The 15,446-nt window shown below is 65.9% G+C and carries 12 protein-coding genes; 5 read left to right on the top strand and 7 right to left on the bottom strand.

The genetic code is table 11. The features are described from left to right. Positions 1-205: 205 nt before the first annotated feature. The 4 genes from HAV22_RS08600 to HAV22_RS08615 form a co-directional block, all read right to left on the bottom strand. Positions 206-1,207 carry a S49 family peptidase gene (locus tag HAV22_RS08600; protein WP_166858512.1) on the bottom strand — a complete coding sequence of 334 codons (1,002 nt, stop codon included), beginning with the start codon at positions 1,205-1,207 and terminating at the stop codon, positions 206-208. Continuing rightward, positions 1,204-1,623 carry a Rieske (2Fe-2S) protein gene (locus HAV22_RS08605; RefSeq protein WP_166858515.1) on the bottom strand — a complete coding sequence of 140 codons (420 nt, stop codon included), beginning with the start codon at positions 1,621-1,623 and terminating at the stop codon, positions 1,204-1,206. Before HAV22_RS08605 ends, HAV22_RS08600 begins: the two co-directional genes overlap by 4 nt. Then, a complete protein-coding gene (locus HAV22_RS08610) occupies positions 1,620-2,279 on the bottom strand; it encodes an HAD-IIIA family hydrolase (RefSeq protein ID WP_166858517.1) in 660 nt (219 codons plus the stop codon). The genes HAV22_RS08605 and HAV22_RS08610 overlap by 4 nt, the downstream gene beginning before the upstream one ends. A 101-nt stretch (positions 2,280-2,380) precedes the next feature. Next, positions 2,381-3,403: an RluA family pseudouridine synthase gene (locus tag HAV22_RS08615; RefSeq protein WP_166858519.1), complete on the bottom strand. Its 1,023-nt coding sequence runs from the start codon at positions 3,401-3,403 to the stop codon at positions 2,381-2,383. Positions 3,404-4,297: 894 nt separating this feature from the next. Between HAV22_RS08615 and HAV22_RS08620 the strand changes: the two genes are divergently transcribed. The 5 genes from HAV22_RS08620 to moeA all read left to right on the top strand — a co-directional run bounded on the left by HAV22_RS08620 (position 4,298) and on the right by moeA (position 12,483). Continuing rightward, complete coding sequence (locus tag HAV22_RS08620) at positions 4,298-7,495, top strand: Rne/Rng family ribonuclease (protein ID WP_166858521.1); 3,198 nt, start codon at positions 4,298-4,300, stop codon at positions 7,493-7,495. A gap of 258 nt (positions 7,496-7,753) precedes the next feature. After that, positions 7,754-8,122 (top strand): VOC family protein, encoded by a 369-nt coding sequence (locus HAV22_RS08625; RefSeq protein WP_166858523.1) that lies wholly within the window; start codon positions 7,754-7,756, stop codon positions 8,120-8,122. A 42-nt stretch (positions 8,123-8,164) separates the two neighbouring features. Beyond that, the gene (gene chrA, locus HAV22_RS08630; RefSeq protein ID WP_166858525.1) at positions 8,165-9,493 is read left to right on the top strand and encodes a chromate efflux transporter; all 1,329 of its coding nucleotides are present in this window, start codon (positions 8,165-8,167) and stop codon (positions 9,491-9,493) included. Then, positions 9,486-10,604 carry a GTP 3',8-cyclase MoaA gene (gene moaA, locus HAV22_RS08635; RefSeq protein ID WP_166858528.1) on the top strand — a complete coding sequence of 373 codons (1,119 nt, stop codon included), beginning with the start codon at positions 9,486-9,488 and terminating at the stop codon, positions 10,602-10,604. The genes chrA and moaA overlap by 8 nt, the downstream gene beginning before the upstream one ends. A gap of 4 nt (positions 10,605-10,608) precedes the next feature. Further along, complete coding sequence (moeA, locus tag HAV22_RS08640; RefSeq protein ID WP_166858530.1) at positions 10,609-12,483, top strand: molybdopterin molybdotransferase MoeA; 1,875 nt, start codon at positions 10,609-10,611, stop codon at positions 12,481-12,483. Positions 12,484-12,545: 62 nt separating this feature from the next. On the opposite strand, the gene HAV22_RS08645 is transcribed toward moeA, so the two are convergent. From HAV22_RS08645 to HAV22_RS08655, 3 genes are all read right to left on the bottom strand, one after another. Continuing rightward, positions 12,546-13,085, bottom strand: coding sequence for an REP-associated tyrosine transposase (locus HAV22_RS08645; protein WP_166858532.1), 540 nt, complete (start codon positions 13,083-13,085; stop codon positions 12,546-12,548). Positions 13,086-13,659: 574 nt separating this feature from the next. Next, entirely contained in the window at positions 13,660-14,985 is a 1,326-nt protein-coding gene (locus HAV22_RS08650) for a DNA recombination protein RmuC (RefSeq protein ID WP_166858534.1), read from the bottom strand. Continuing rightward, complete coding sequence (locus HAV22_RS08655) at positions 14,986-15,414, bottom strand: group II truncated hemoglobin (RefSeq protein WP_166858536.1); 429 nt, start codon at positions 15,412-15,414, stop codon at positions 14,986-14,988. Between the last annotated feature and the right edge of the window lie 32 nt (positions 15,415-15,446).

Here is a 15,446-nt window from a genome sequence, read left to right on the forward strand (position 1 = left end):
CGTTTCCTTCCCGATTGGGACTCCAGCTTGAGGAATTGAATTCTCTCGAAACCGCACGGATGCGGGTCTGAAGCGGTTCCGACAACGTCAAGAACAGGCTGTTATCTTGTCGTTAGCGCCGAAACAGCTACACACCAACTATAGCCCACCGTTCGTAAGTTTCAAGCCAAATTATCGAGACCGATACGTCGATCGATGCCCGTGCTCAGCGCAAGCTGGGCACGGCGCCCCGGTAGATCGAATGCACGGCACCGGCGCCCACCGACGCGCCAAATTTCTTCAGCACCCGTTCCGGCAAACCTTCGTGTGCCGTGTAATCGATGATGTCCTCGGCTTTCACGACGTCGCGCGCGACCGTGTCCACGGTACCGAATCCATCGGCCAGGCCCATCTCGACGGCCTTCGCGCCGGTCCAGTACAGGCCCGAGAAAATCTCGGGCGTTTCCTTCAGGCGCTTGCCGCGGCCCGCGCGCACGACGGCGATGAACTGCTCGTGGATCTCGTTGAGCATTTCCAGCGCATGCTGCTTCTGCTTGTCGGACTGCGGGCTGAACGGATCCAGGAAACCCTTGTTCTCGCCGGCCGTCAGCAGGCGGCGCTCGACGCCGAGCTTGTCCATCAAGCCCGTGAAGCCGAAACCGTCCATCAACACGCCGACGGACCCGACGATACTCGCCTTGTTGACATAGATCTTGTCGGCGGCTGCCGCGATGTAATAGCCGCCCGACGCACAGATTTCGTCCACGACCACGTACAGCGGCTTGTTCGGATAGCCCTTCTTGAGACGCTGGATTTCGTCGACGATGATGCCGGCCTGCACGGGGCTGCCGCCCGGGCTGTTGATACGCAGGACGACGGCCGCCGACCCCGGATCGGAAAACGCCTTGTTCAGCGACGGGATCACGGTGTCGGCCGCGCCGCTGCCCTCGTCCTCGATGGCGCCGTCGATTTCGATCAATGCCGTGTGGCGCCCCAGCGCCTCGATGTCCGAGCTGCCGAAGTTGAAGTCGAAATAAGCCCAGATGGCGAAAAATGCCAGCAAAAGAAAGGATAGCTTGAAGAAGATGCCCCAACGGCGCGCAGCGCGCTGCTCGCGCACGGTGGCAAAGACGAGGCGCTCCAGGGTCTCGCGTTCCCAGTTGCTCGAGGGCGCAGGCGCGGCCGCTCGAAGGTCATTCGGATTGTCGTTCCTGTTGTTATCGCTCATACATGCCTGGTTGAAGGTGACCCCGCCTGGCTGTCGGTCAGGTCGTGAGCCGGCGGGCGGAGGTACTGGTCCGGCCGCCAGTAGATGCGGTCGTCGGCTTCGCGCACGGCGATCGGCCGCAGCTTGCCGCCGCGGCAGGGCCCGCCTGCGCAGGCGCCCGTTTCCGGTACATAGATGGCGCCGTGCGTCGAACACATGAGGTATAGCTTGCTGGACTCGAAGAACTCGCTTTTGGACCAGTCCAGTTCGATCGGCACGTGGGCGCAGCGGTTCAGGTAGGCGTAGACAGTCCCCCTGAAACGCACGACGAAACCCGTCGCATCGGCGCCGAACGCCTTCACCGGGAAACGGACGCCCAAGCCGCCGTCCTCGACGGCCGCCGACTCGCAGATATAGACGTCCTCGGTGTTGCTCATGCGTTCTCGACCAGCCATGCGTGCAGTTCAGGCACGTTCTTCGCGGTAAAGACGGGATGACATGCCTGCAATTGCTGGACCGGATGGGCGCCGTACTCGACGGCGATGCCGGCGGCGCCCGCATTGTTGGCCATCAGCAAGTCATGCGTCGTGTCGCCGATCATAACGGTACGTCGCATGTCCTGGCCGAGCTCCCTTGTCAATTCTTGCAACATTGCAGGATGCGGTTTGGAAAATGTCTCGTCCGCGCAACGGGTCGCATCGAACGTCGACAGCAAGCCCGCCGCGTTCAAGGCACGGTTCAGGCCAACCCGGCTTTTGCCCGTCGCAACCGCCAGGAAATAGCCTTCCTGCGAGAGCTCGTCCAGCATCGTCCGCACGCCCTGGAACAGGACCAGCTCATGGTCTTTCGTCAGGAAGTGGTAGCGATAGCGCTCGACCATGCGCGGATACATGGCCGGATCGATGTCCGGCATCACGACCTGCATGGCTTCGCCCAGGCCGAGGCCGATCACGTGGGCCGCGGCGGCATCGCTGGGTACCGCGAGGCCCAGGTCCTTCGCGGCGGACTGTATACATTTGACGATGGTGGCGGTGCTGTCCATCAGCGTCCCGTCCCAGTCGAAGACAATCAGATCGAATTGCTTTCTTGCCATGTCTTGCGGCGCTCGTGGCGCCGGCTCCTCATTCCCGCCTGCAAGTTCCCCTTCCCGCCGGCAGGATCTGCCGCTGGCGGGACCGGGTTCCCGGTGGCGCGTTATCGATTGGTATTACGTGCTTTGACTTCTTGCGCAGGCCCCAAGCTTACCAAGAAACGGTCGCATTCTGCCGGCAACGGCGCTTTCAGGGTCAGCGGCTTGCCCCTCTCCGGGTGCTGGAACGTGATCTGGTACGCGTGCAGGAACATCCGACGTAGCGCGCCGCGCGTGTCGGTTGCCTTCTGAAGCTGCTTGTTGAGTGCAAAATCGCCGTATTTCTCGTCACCGAGGATCGGAAAGCCGGACGACGCGAGGTGCACGCGGATCTGGTGCGTGCGCCCCGTCTTGAGTTCGGCCTCCAGCAGCGCATAGTCCGGCCACTTGCGCAGAAGATTGAAAATGGTGTGCGATTCCTGGCCGCCGGCCTGCACGACGACGCGGCGCTCCCCGTCCGGCGTCGTGTACTTGTGCAGCGGCAGCTTGACGTGCTGGCGCGGGTTGCGCCAGTCGCCGGCGACGAGGGTCAGGTAACGCTTGTCGGTTGTGCCGTCGCGCATTTGCTCGTGCAAGCTCGTCAACGCGGAACGTTTCTTTGCCAGCAACAGCAGTCCGGACGTTTCGCGGTCCAGACGGTGCACCAGCTCCAGGAACTTGGCGTCCGGCCGGGCCGCGCGCAATTGTTCGATGACACCGTAGGACACGCCCGAGCCGCCGTGCACGGCGACGCCGGCCGGCTTGTCGATCACGAGCAAATGGCTGTCTTCATGCACGATGGCAAATTCGGCCCCAGGCACGGGCGCGGCGCCGGCCTGCCGCTCGGCGATGCGCACGGGCGGGATGCGCACGACGTCGCCCGCGACAAGGCGGTACAACTGATCGATGCGACCTTTGTTCACGCGCACTTCGCCGGAGCGCAGGATGCGGTAAACATGGCTTTTCGGGACGCCCTTGCAGACGCGCAGCAGGTAGTTATCGATGCGCTGGCCTGCTTCTTCCTCGGTGATTGTGACAAACTGGGCAGTGGGCGCGGAGCGGCTGTCTGTCTGTGATGAAGGGGGAACGACGTCGTGTTGCAAGGTCATTCGCTTTGTCTTCCCAGAAATTCTCTCTAAGTCCTTCATTTTGAATATATAATCGACAGGCGGCGGTCAAACCTCTGCTGGTGTAAGAATTAAAACGATATTTTACACAGGGGCGTCTCCATCGGCCCCGCCAAAATGCAAATTCGATGGAAAAAAACGGAATCCCCAGAATCCGTCGCAAGCGGCAGTAGTGTCGCGGCATCGCAGCGGCAATGCGAAAGCGCAGCGGTGGAGTTCACGGGATTTCTAGACGTGTACGCACATTCCTGTGCGAGCCTGGGTTGCACCGCAGTTGCAATCGGGTTGCCGTACGGGATGCAGGATTGGATTGTTTGGAATTGTAAGGATAAGTACCGGCAAGCCGGCCCCCGGGTCGGCTCGCCGGGTGATGGCGTCGATAACGCTTGCCGTTTCGCCCGACCCGAAGTAAGAACCTAGAAGCCGTCGTGAGCGGTAGCAGTGTTGTTGGAGACAAGTGATCCGGGAAGGTCATGCAGATGCGCAGTACGCACCGCAACCCTCGAGGACCGTATCGCGGCTCCCTTCAGCATCGCTTGGCCCGGCGGTTCCCGGGTTCCACAGGCAGCAATCACGGTCTGGAATCAAGGCTGATATTCGCCTGATTCACTGCCCGGTCTGCGTGCCAACTGAAAGTCTGGCTGCGTCGCACCGCTTGCCTGCCCCTGTGCCGCCCCGATCGGGCCGCCCGGGCCGGCGAGACGTTCGTGCGCAAGGCAATCACGTTCGACGCCACTGCGCCCTGTGGCCGGCAATGCCGTGTCACACCTCGGGCATACCACCGCCAACACTCCGTTCCCCGCGTACATCCCTGTACTTTCGCCGTTCTGTCAGCAGACGGCATGAAACGGCCCACGGGTCGCGGAGTTTATAAAAATGAAACGTATGTTGTTTAACGCTACGCAGCAAGAGGAGTTGCGCGTAGCGATCGTCGACGGCCAGAAACTGATCGACATCGATATCGAGACCGCTGGTCGCGAACAGCGCAAATCGAATATCTACAAAGGCGTCATCACCCGCATCGAACCCTCCCTCGAAGCCTGCTTCGTCAGCTACGGCGAAGAACGCCACGGCTTCCTCCCCTTCAAAGAAGTTGCCCGCTCGTATTTCCGCGACGGCGTCGACGTCCGTAACTGCACCATCAAGGAAGCCCTGCGCGAAGGCCAGGAAATCATGGTCCAGGTGGAGAAGGAAGAGCGCGGCAACAAGGGCGCCGCGCTGACCTCGTTCATCTCGCTGGCCGGCCGCTACCTCGTGCTGATGCCGAACAACCCGCGCGGCGGCGGCGTGTCGCGCCGTGTCGAAGGCGAAGAGCGCCAGGAACTGCGCGAGACGATGGACAAGCTGGACCTGCCGCAGGGCATGTCCGTCATTGCCCGCACCGCCGGCATCGGCCGCAACGTCGAAGAACTCCAGTGGGACTTGAATTACCTGATGCAGCTGTGGCGCGCGATCGAAGGCGCCGGCAAGTCGGCCCCGGGTCCGTTCCTGATCTATCAAGAGTCGTCGCTGGTCATCCGCGCCATCCGCGATTATTTCCAGCCTGACATCGGCGAAGTCCTGATCGACACGGACGAGATCTTCGACCAGGCCCAGCAGTTCATGAGCCACGTGATGCCCGACATGGCGCACCGCGTGAAGCGCTACACGGACGACGTGCCGCTGTTCTCGCGCTTCCAGATCGAACACCAGATCGAGACCGCGTACTCGCGTACCGTCCCGCTGCCGTCCGGCGGCGCGATCGTGATCGACCACACGGAAGCCCTCGTTTCCATCGACGTCAACTCGGCCCGCGCCACCCGCGGCTCGGACATCGAAACCACGGCATTCAACACCAACTGCGAAGCGGCCGACGAAGTGGCCCGCCAGCTGCGCCTGCGCGACCTGGGCGGCCTGATCGTCATCGACTTCATCGACATGGAAGTCGCCAAGAACCAGCGCGAAGTGGAACAGCGCCTGAAGGATGCCCTGCACCATGACCGTGCACGCGTCCAGATGGGCAAGATCTCGCGCTTCGGCCTGATGGAATTGTCGCGCCAGCGCCTGCGTCCGTCGCTGTCGGAAGGTTCGCACGTGACCTGCCCGCGCTGCTCGGGCACCGGCCACATCCGCGACACGGAATCCTCGGCCCTGCAGGTGCTGCGCATCATCCAGGAAGAGGCGATGAAGGAGAATTCGGCCGCGATCCACGTCCAGGTTCCGGTCGACGTCGCCGCTTTCCTGCTGAACGAAAAGCGCGGCGAAGTCCTGAAGATCGAGACGCGCCACCGCATCACGGTCATCCTGGTCCCGAACAAGCACCTGGAAACGCCGCACTACAAGCTCGAGCGCATCAAGCACGACGATCCGCGCCTGGACGACGACGCCGCCAGCTACACGATGGCCGAGTCGGCCGACACCGACATGGCCTTCGCCAAGCGCCAGAAGGAAGAAGCGAAGCCGCGCCAGGAAGCCGTCGTCAAGACGATCACCCCGGCGCAGCCGGCACCGATGGTCGACCGCCAGCCGGCCAAGCCGGTCGAGGCGCCGGCACCCGCCCCCGTTGCGGCCGCGATCCCCGTCGCGCCCCGTGTCCAGGAAGGTTTCTTCGCGAAGCTGCGCAACTTCTTCTTCAGCCCTCCGGCCCCGGTCGCGCCACCGCCCGCGCCCGTCGCACCGCCGAAGCCCGCTGAGGCAGCCCCGGCCGCCGGCGAACGCGGCGAGCGCAATGCCCGCGGCCAGCGCAATGGCCGCGGCAGCCGCAACGCCCCGGGCGCCGGCAAGAACCGCGCCGAGCGCGAAGACCGCGAACTGAAGTCCGCGGGTGTCGAGGAAGGCGCCAAGCCGGTCGATGCGGAAGGCAAGCCGGCACGTCCGCCGCGCCCGCCGCGTCAGCCGCGCGAACCCCGTGAGCCGCGCGAGCAGGCAGCCGCCACGGCGGACGGCCAGCCGCAGGCACCGCGCGCCGAGCGTGCGGAACGAGGTGAACGTGCCGAGCGCGGCGAGCGTCCGGAACGCGCACCGCGCCAGCCGCGTCCGCCGCGCGAAGGTGCCGAGCGTGCGGAGCGTGCCGAGCGCGCGCCTGCCGAAGCGAAGAGCGAGGAGCTGAACGCGGCCCAGGCCGTAGCGGCCCAGGCGGCCGTCACCCTGGCCGGCGAACCGGAGATCCCGGAAGCGCTCAAGCCGGTGACGAACGCCGGCTTGACCACGGATGAACTCGATGCCGATGCACAGGGCGACGAGCCGCGCCGCCGTCGCCGTCGTGGCGGCCGCAACCGTAATCGCCGCGACCGCGACCAGATCGAGGGCGCCGAGCACGAGGCCGCCGAGGGCGAGGCCGCTCCTGCGTTCACGCCGGTCGCCGACGAGGAAGCCGCCAAGGTCCATGCCGCGGCGAAGGCAACGAAAGACCAGCCGGCCAAGGCCGTCGCGCTGGGTCCGTGGCCGTTCCCGACGACCGAATCGGTCAAGGCTGCGACCGTGAAAGCGGCCGCCGAACAGGCTGCCGCCGAGCAGGCGGAAGCCGCCCGCGCCAAGGCCGCGCAGGCCGCTCGGGCCAAAGCCGAGCAGGAGCAGGCTGCTGCCGCGGCGCCGGCCGAGACGCCAGTGCAAACCGCGCCGGCCGTCGAGCCTGACGCCGCCGTCCAGGCGCCGTGGCCATTCCCGACCACGGAATCCGTCGCCGACGCGGTCGCCCGCAAGGCCGAGCACGACGCCGCCGCGCAGCCGGTCGAAAGCACCGTGCCGGCAGCGGCACCCGCTGCGGCGCCTGCTGCAGCGCCTGTTGCTGTCTCCGCGCCGGTCGAAGCGCCTGCCCCGATCGCCGCTCCGGCTCCGGCACCGGCTGCTGTTGCGGCGCTGGCCGAAGTCGAGCAGCCCGCTGTTGTTCCGGCTCCGGTGGCTGCCGCACCGGCCGACCTGAACGAGCTGCTGGAACAAGCTGGCCTGACGCTGGCATCGACGGATCCGGAAAAGCTGCGCGCCGCCCAGGCAGCGGCCGCACAGGTCGAGCAGCCGGCACGTCCGCGCCGCACGCGCAAGGCAGCGCCGCCGCCCGTCGACGAGCCGCTGATCCAGGTGGATACGCGTCAATAAGCCAGGCGACGCAATGAAAAGGGAAGCCGCGTGCTTCCCTTTTTTTATTGCAACGCCGTCTGTGCTACGATGGCGGCGTCGAAAAAGGCAGGGTCGGATTTGGTAAGCCCGGTCCCTTCGCGCCGCCGCCGACGCGAAGCTCTGTTCCATGCGCACGCGCATGAGTACCCGCGACGAACCGTCCGGCGCCCAGCGCCCAACGGGTTCGTTCGCGCGTGCCTGCGATGCATCCGAGCGAACCCATCTTCGGAGCATGCCATGCAACTCAACCATCTCGACCTTCCCGTGCCCGACGTCGCGGCCACGGCCGCCTTCTTCACGACCCATTTCGGCTTCCGCCTGTGCGAAACGCGCGGCAACAATGGTTTCGCCCTCTTGACCGGCAGCGGCGGATTCGCGCTCGTCCTCACGCGCCGTCGCACCGAGGGGGTACAAGATTTTCCGGACAATTTCCACGTCGGCTTCGTCGTCGATTCCGACGCAGCCGTGCACGCAGCCCATGCACGCATGCAGGCCGCCGGCGTGGACGGCCTGCCGCCCGTGTCGTTCCAGCGCGGCGCAACGCTGTTCTATGTCCATGCGCCGGGCCGCGTGCTCGTCGAAGTGAGCCATCGCACAGCCGTTTGATGCGTGTAAGATGGGCAATCTTTCAACCGTTGCCCATCGACCTTGTCCGCCCCGCCCGCTTTCGTTCCCTTCCGCACCGCCCTGCGCTACTGGCTCAAACTCGGGTTCATCAGCTTCGGCGGGCCGGCCGGGCAGATTGCCATGATGCATGCAGAACTCGTCGAGCGCCGCCGCTGGATCTCCGAGCGGCGCTTCCTGCACGCGCTGAACTACTGCATGGTGCTGCCGGGACCGGAAGCAACGCAGCTCGCCATCTACATCGGTTGGCTGCTGCACCGCGTGCCGGGCGGAATCGCGGCCGGCGTTCTGTTCGTGCTGCCGTCGCTGCTCGTGCTCATCGCGCTGTCGTGGATCTACATGGCGTGGGGCCAGTTGCCCGCCGTCGCCGGCATCATGGCGGGCATCAAGCCGGCCGTCGTCGCCATCGTGCTGGCGGCGGCGTGGCGTATCGGCAGCCGGACGCTGAGGAATGGCGTGCTGGTCGGCGTCGCGCTCGCCGCGTTCATCGGCATCGACCTGCTCGGCGTGCCGTTTCCGTTGATCGTGCTGGGCGCGGCGGCGGTCGGGCTGGTTGGCGGACGGTTGCGGCCCGCGCTGTTCGACATCGGTGGCGCCCATGCGGCCGCAAAGGACGGCACGCCGCATCCCCCGGCCGTGATCGACGACACGACACCGACGCCGGCGCACGCACGCTTCAGCTGGCGGCGCCTGGCGACGGTCGGCTTGGCGGGCTGCGCCATCGGGTTCGCGGCCTGGTGCGCGCTGGCGCTCGCATACGGCCCGGATGGCGAACTGCCGCGCATGGGCGCATTCTTCGGCAAGACGGCGCTGCTGACATTCGGCGGCGCCTATGCCGTGCTGCCCTACGTCGTGCAGCATGCCGTCGAGCAGTATCACTGGCTGGATGCCGGCCAGATGATCGACGGCCTCGCTCTGGGCGAGACGACGCCGGGCCCGTTGATCATGATCGTCGCGTTCGTCGGCTTCGTCGGCGGCTGGAGCCATGCGCTGTTCGGTCCCGGCGCGCGCCTGCTCGCGGGCGCGGCCGCGGCGACCGTCGTGACGTTCTTCACGTTCCTGCCGTCGTTCGTGTTCATCCTCGCGGGCGGGCCGCTGGTGGAGTCCACGCGCGGCGACGTGCGGCTGACGGCGCCGCTCACGGCGATCTCGGCGGCCGTCGTCGGCGTCATCGCGAGCCTGGCCGTGTTCTTCGGCGCCCACGTCTTCGTCGCGCACGGCGCGCCGCGCTGGGATGCGATCGCCATCGGCTCGGCCGCCGCGGTGGCGTTATTGCGCTACAGAACCGGGACAATCAAGACCATCCTGGCCTGCGCCCTGGCCGGCCTTCTGCTATCGTATTGGCATGGCTGAAAAAATCATCATGATGGCCGACGCGCGCGCACCCGCGCTGGCCGTCCCCGACACGCTGGAGACACCGAACGGCCTGCTCGCCGACGCTCTCGGGCGGCCGCTGCACGACCTGCGCATCTCGGTCACCGACCGCTGCAATTTCCGCTGCGTGTATTGCATGCCGAAGGAAGTCTTCGACAAGGACTACGCCTACCTGCCGCATTCCGCGCTGCTGAACTTCGAAGAGATCGCACACGTCGCGCGGCTGTTCGTCGCGCACGGCGTCGAAAAGATCCGCCTGACGGGCGGCGAACCGCTGCTGCGCAAGAACCTCGAGCGCCTCATCGAACAGCTGCGCGCCATCGAGACGCCGTCCGGCCGCGCGCTCGACCTCACGCTGACCACGAACGGCTCGCTGCTGGCGCGCAAGGCGCAGACCTTGAAGGATGCGGGCCTCGACCGGGTGACCGTGTCGCTCGACGCCATCGACGACGCCGTGTTCAAGCGCATGAACGACGTCGACTTCGCCGTGGCCGACGTCCTGGCCGGCATCGATGCCGCCCATGCCGCGGGCCTCGGTCCCATCAAGGTCAACATGGTCGTCAAGGGGGGCATGAACGACGACCAGATCCTGCCGATGGCGCGCCATTTCAAGGGCACGCCCGCGATCCTGCGCTTCATCGAATACATGGACGTCGGCGCATCGAACGGCTGGAACATGACGGAAGTCGTGCCGTCGAGCGAAGTCGTGCGCCGCATCTCGGCCGAGATGCCGCTCGAACCCATCCTCGCCAATTACGCGGGCGAGACCGCCGCTCGCTGGCGCTACGTCGACGGCGGCGGCGAAGTCGGCATGATCTCCAGCGTCACGCAGGCGTTCTGCCGCGACTGTTCGCGCATCCGCCTGTCCACCGAGGGCAAGCTGTACACCTGCCTGTTCGCGACGCGCGGCCACGACCTGCGCGAGCTGCTGCGCGGCGGCCGCACGGACGACGAAATGCTGACGGCCATCGCCCGGCTCTGGCGCGCGCGCGACGACCGCTATTCCGAAACCCGCACCGTCAACACGGCGGGCCTCTCCCAGCGCGCGGAGAATGCACAAAAAATCGAAATGTCCTACATCGGCGGATAACAATATGAACAAGGAATCCATCAGCGGCCTGATCCTCGCCGGCGGCCGCGGCACGCGCATGGGCCACGTCGACAAGGGCCTGCAACCGTTCGGCGGCACGACCATGGTCGCACACGTGCTGGCGCGCCTCGAACCGCAGGTGGCGACGGTCGCCATCAACGCCAACCGCAACGAGAACACCTATGCCGCGTACGGCGTGCCCGTGTGGCCGGACGACACGCCCGATTACGCGGGCCCGCTGGCCGGCCTGCAGGCGGGACTGCGCCGTTGCGCGACCACGTACCTGCTCACGGCGCCTTGCGATTCGCCGTTCCTGCCGGCCGACCTGGCCGAGCGCCTGCTGGACGGCCTGCGTGCGGCCGGTGCCGACCTTGCCGTCGCCGTCACCGAGGAAAACGGCCGGCGCCAAGTGCATCCCGTGTTCTGCCTGCTGAAGACGAGCCTGGAGCCCGTGCTGTCGGCCTACCTGGACGGCGGCGGCCGGCGCATGGACGGCTGGTACCCGCAGATCAAGGTGACCGAAGTGCTGTTCGACGACGCCGATGCCTTCCGCAACATCAACACGCTGGACGAGCTGCACGAGCTGGATACTGGGTCGACCAAGCCGCCGCGCCTGGCCGACGTCGTGAGCTGCCTGTCCGCCTACGATCCGGACGCCCTGCCCGTGCGCGACGCCCAGCGCATCATCCGCGAATTCGTCACGCCCGTGCGCGCGACGGAAATGGTCGCGTTGCGCGCGGCGCTGGGCCGCGTGCTGGCGGCCGACATCGTGTCTCCCATCGACGTGCCGTCGCACGACAACTCGGCGATGGATGGCTTTGCGCTGCGCGGATCGGACCTGCCGGCGGATGCGCCCGCGCGTCTTGCCGTGATCGGCACCGCGTACGCGGGCCGCGCGTTCGACGGCAGTCCGCGGCCGGGCGAGTGCGTGCGCATCATGACGGGCGCCGTCATGCCGGCCGGCTGCGACAGCGTCGTGCCGCAGGAATTCGTCAGCGTCGAAGGCGACACGATGGTCATCGCGCCGGGCACGATCCGCGCCGGCGACAACCGCCGCCTGGCCGGCGAAGACCTCAAGTCCGGCAGCGCCGCGCTGCGGGCCGGCAAGGTGGTGCGTCCCGCGGACCTCGGGCTGCTTGCGTCGCTGGGCGTGGCTGAAGTGCCGGTGCAGCGCCGGCTGCGCGTCGCATTCTTCTCGACCGGGGACGAATTGCGCTCGATCGGCCAGTCACTCGACGAAGGCTGCGTCTACGACAGCAACCGCTACACGATCTACGGCATGCTGCAGCGCCTGGGCTGCGACCTGATCGACATGGGGGTCGTGCGCGACGATCCGCAGGCGCTCGAACAGGCGCTGCGCGACGCGTGCGAGAACGCGGACGCCATCATCACCTCGGGCGGGGTGTCGGTGGGCGCGGCCGACTACACGAAGCAGATCATGGCGCGCCTGGGCGACGTGACGTTCTGGAAGATCGGCATGCGCCCAGGCCGCCCGCTGGCGTTCGGGCGCATCCACTCGAACGGCCGCAGTGCCTTCCTGTTCGGGCTGCCGGGCAATCCGGTCGCGGTGATGGTGTCGTTCTACTTCTTCGCGCGCGACGCGCTGCTGCGCATGATGGGCGCCGACGCGCCGCTCGAGCTCGTGCGCGCCCGCGCGGCCGCGACGATCCGCAAGAAGCCCGGCCGCACGGAATACCAGCGCGGCATCCTGGCCCGCGCCGCGGATGGGCAGCCCACTGTCACGATCACGGGAGCGCAGGGGTCGGGTATCCTGCGGTCGATGTCGGAGGCGAATTGCATGGTGGTGCTGCATGATGAGCAGGGCACGGTGCAGGCGGGCGAATTGGTCGACGTGCTGCTGTTCGAGGGCCTGATCTGATACGCGACGCGTCACGTAGGGTGGGCACCCCGTGCCCACGCGAACCTTCGAACACCAATCAACTATTCAAAATCACCCCATCCGGGATCCGGCCCGCCCGCCCAATCGACCGGATAGACACCATCGCGCACGTACCGATGGATCGTCGAATACGGCCAATCGACCGCACGCGTCACAAAGCCATGCCGCACAGGGTTGTAATGGATGTAATCGAGATGCCGCTCGAAATCGACGTCGTCACGAATGAGATGCTCCCAGAACCGTCGTTGCCAGATCGTTGATTCGCGATGTTTGCGGTTGGAAGCGCTACGCACGGCTGGATCAAGCGCGATATCCGACGAGAAACGTGAAACGGAACGCTTGATCAGCGACCAGCGCGTAGAGAAATCAAAATCACCATCAGGCAACGTCCAGATGCAGTGGAGATGATCAGGCATCAACACCCAGCCATTGATCGCAAACGAACGAGTCTTGCGCACGTCGTCGAGCGCGCGACGTAATGAAAGCCGGATCGTCGGATGACACAGAATGGGGCGTCGATGATAGGTGACGAGCGTGAAGAAGAAGGTATTCCCGATTCGAGTTCGTCGATAGCAGGTCATGATCCGGCGATCGTACGCCGTCAATTATCGATAGCATCAGAGGCCAATCAAACGTACGCGTGGGCACGGGGTGCCCACCCAACGGCAATATCGCGGGCAAAACGTACGCGTGGGCACGGGGTGCCCACCCAACGGCAATATTGCGGGTAAACGTACGCGTGGGCGCGGGGTGCCCACCCAACGGCAATATCGCGGGTAAAACGTACGCGTGGGCACGGGGTGCCCACCAACGGCAATATCGCGGGTAAAACGTACGCGTGGGCACGGGGTGCCCACCCAACGGCAATATTGCGGGTAAAACGTACGCGTGGGCACGGGGTGCCCACCCAACGGCAATATTGCGTGTAAAACGTACGCGTGGGCGCGGGGTGCCCACCCAACGGCAATATCGCGGGTAAAACGCACGCGTGGGCACGGGGTGCCCACCCAACGGCAACATCGCGGGTAAAACGTACGCGTGGGCACGGGGTGCCCACCCAACGGCAATATTGCGGGTAAACGTACGCGTGGGCACGGGGTGCCCACCCAACGGCAATATCGAGGGTACGTAGGATGGGCACCCCGTGCCCATCATTCAATCATCGGTGTCGACGCTCGAAGCGCCCAGCATCAGTTGCGCCGCCTCACTCGGCAACGCCTCGACGGACTTGAGCTTGCGCGCCATCTGCCGGCTGCGCACCTCGGCGCTTTCGATGTTCTTCGCCGCGCGTTCCAGCGTGAGCTTGGTCTGCGCCAGCACGTCGCCGAACTTGCCGAACTCCGTCTTCACGGCGCCCAGCACCTGCCACACTTCGGACGAGCGCTTTTCCAGCGCCAGCGTGCGGAAGCCCATCTGCAGGCTGCTCAGCAGCGCCGCCAACGTGGACGGCCCCGCGATCGTCACGCGCAATGAGCGCTGCAGATCGTCGGCCAGGCCAGGACGGCGCATCACTTCCGCGTACAGGCCTTCGGTGGGCAGGAACAGGATGGCGAAGTCCGTCGTCTGCGGCGGCGCCACGTATTTTTCGCAGATGGTCTTCGCCTCGCCGCGCACCGCGCGTTCCAGCTCCGCGCCCGCGCGCGCGACACCGTCGGCATCGCCCTGCTCGGCCGCTTCCAGCAGGCGCTCGTACTGCTCTTTCGGGAACTTGGCGTCGATCGGCAGCCACAACGGCGGACCGCCGTCGACGACACCCGGCAGCTTGAGCGCGAACTCCACGCGCGCGTTCGAACCGCGCACGGTCTCGACGTTCTTGGCGTACTGGTCGACGGTGAGGATCTGCTCGAGCAGCATCTCCAGCTGCACCTCGCCCCACGTGCCGCGTGTCTTCACGTTGACGAGCACGCGTTTCAGATCGCCCACGCCGACGGCCAGCTGCTGCATCTCGCCCAGGCCCTGGTGGACTTTTTCCAGCCGGTCGGACACCTGGCGGAACGATTCCGTCAGGCGCGTCTCCAACGTGGCGTGCAGCTTTTCGTCGACGGTCTGGCGCATCTCTTCGAGGCGCTGCGCGTTGTCGGCCTGCAGGTCGCGGATCTTCGTCTCGAGCGTCGCGCGGATCTCGAGCATGCGCTGCGCGTTCGATTCCGTCAGGTTCGCGAGCGCGCCGTTCAACGTGTCGGAAAAGCGCTTCAGCGCGCGCGCCTGCTCTTCGCGGCCGCCCTGGGAATTCAACTGGATCTGCTGGCGCATGCCGTCCAGCTGCTGGACGGTGGCCGCCTGGTTCTGCGCGAGGTGCGCGGCCAGTTCCTGGCGCGTGGCCTGCGCACTGGCCTGCAATTCCTGGCGCAGTTCGCGCTCCAGGCGTTCGAACGCGTGGCGCTCGTCGCCGCCGCGCCGCGCGCGGCTCAAGAGGACGGCCTGCAGGCCGAGCACGGCCAGCAACGCCACCGCGAGCACGATGAATTCCAGGGTCGACATTTAGTGAGCCCGGTTCCGCATCCAGTCGGCCGTCTGATAAAACGATTGCATCAGCGCGAGGCGCAGATCGTAGTCGTAGCCGAGATCTTCCAGCGCCATCGCCATGCAGCGCAGCCACTGGTCGCGCTCCGACGTGCCGATCGCGAACGGCAGGTGGCGCGCGCGCAGCATCGGGTGGCCGTAGCGTTCGATGAACAGGTTCGGTCCGCCCATCCAGCCGGACAGGAACATGAACAGTTTGTCGCGCGAGCTGTCGTTGGGGACGGGGTGCATTGCGTGGATGCCGGCGAAATCCGGCTCGAGCTGCATCAGGTCGTAGAAACGGTCGACCAGTTCGCGCAGGCGGCTTTCGCCGCCGATGATTTCGTAGAGGCTGCGAGTCTCTTCCTGCGCGTCCTGGGACTCTTGGGGTGCGTTGGTATCGGACATCCATCCATGATAGCGCAACGCACGCACCGCGG

It is taken from the genome of Telluria antibiotica, assembly GCF_011682055.1.
Taxonomy (GTDB): domain Bacteria; phylum Pseudomonadota; class Gammaproteobacteria; order Burkholderiales; family Burkholderiaceae_D; genus Telluria; species Telluria antibiotica.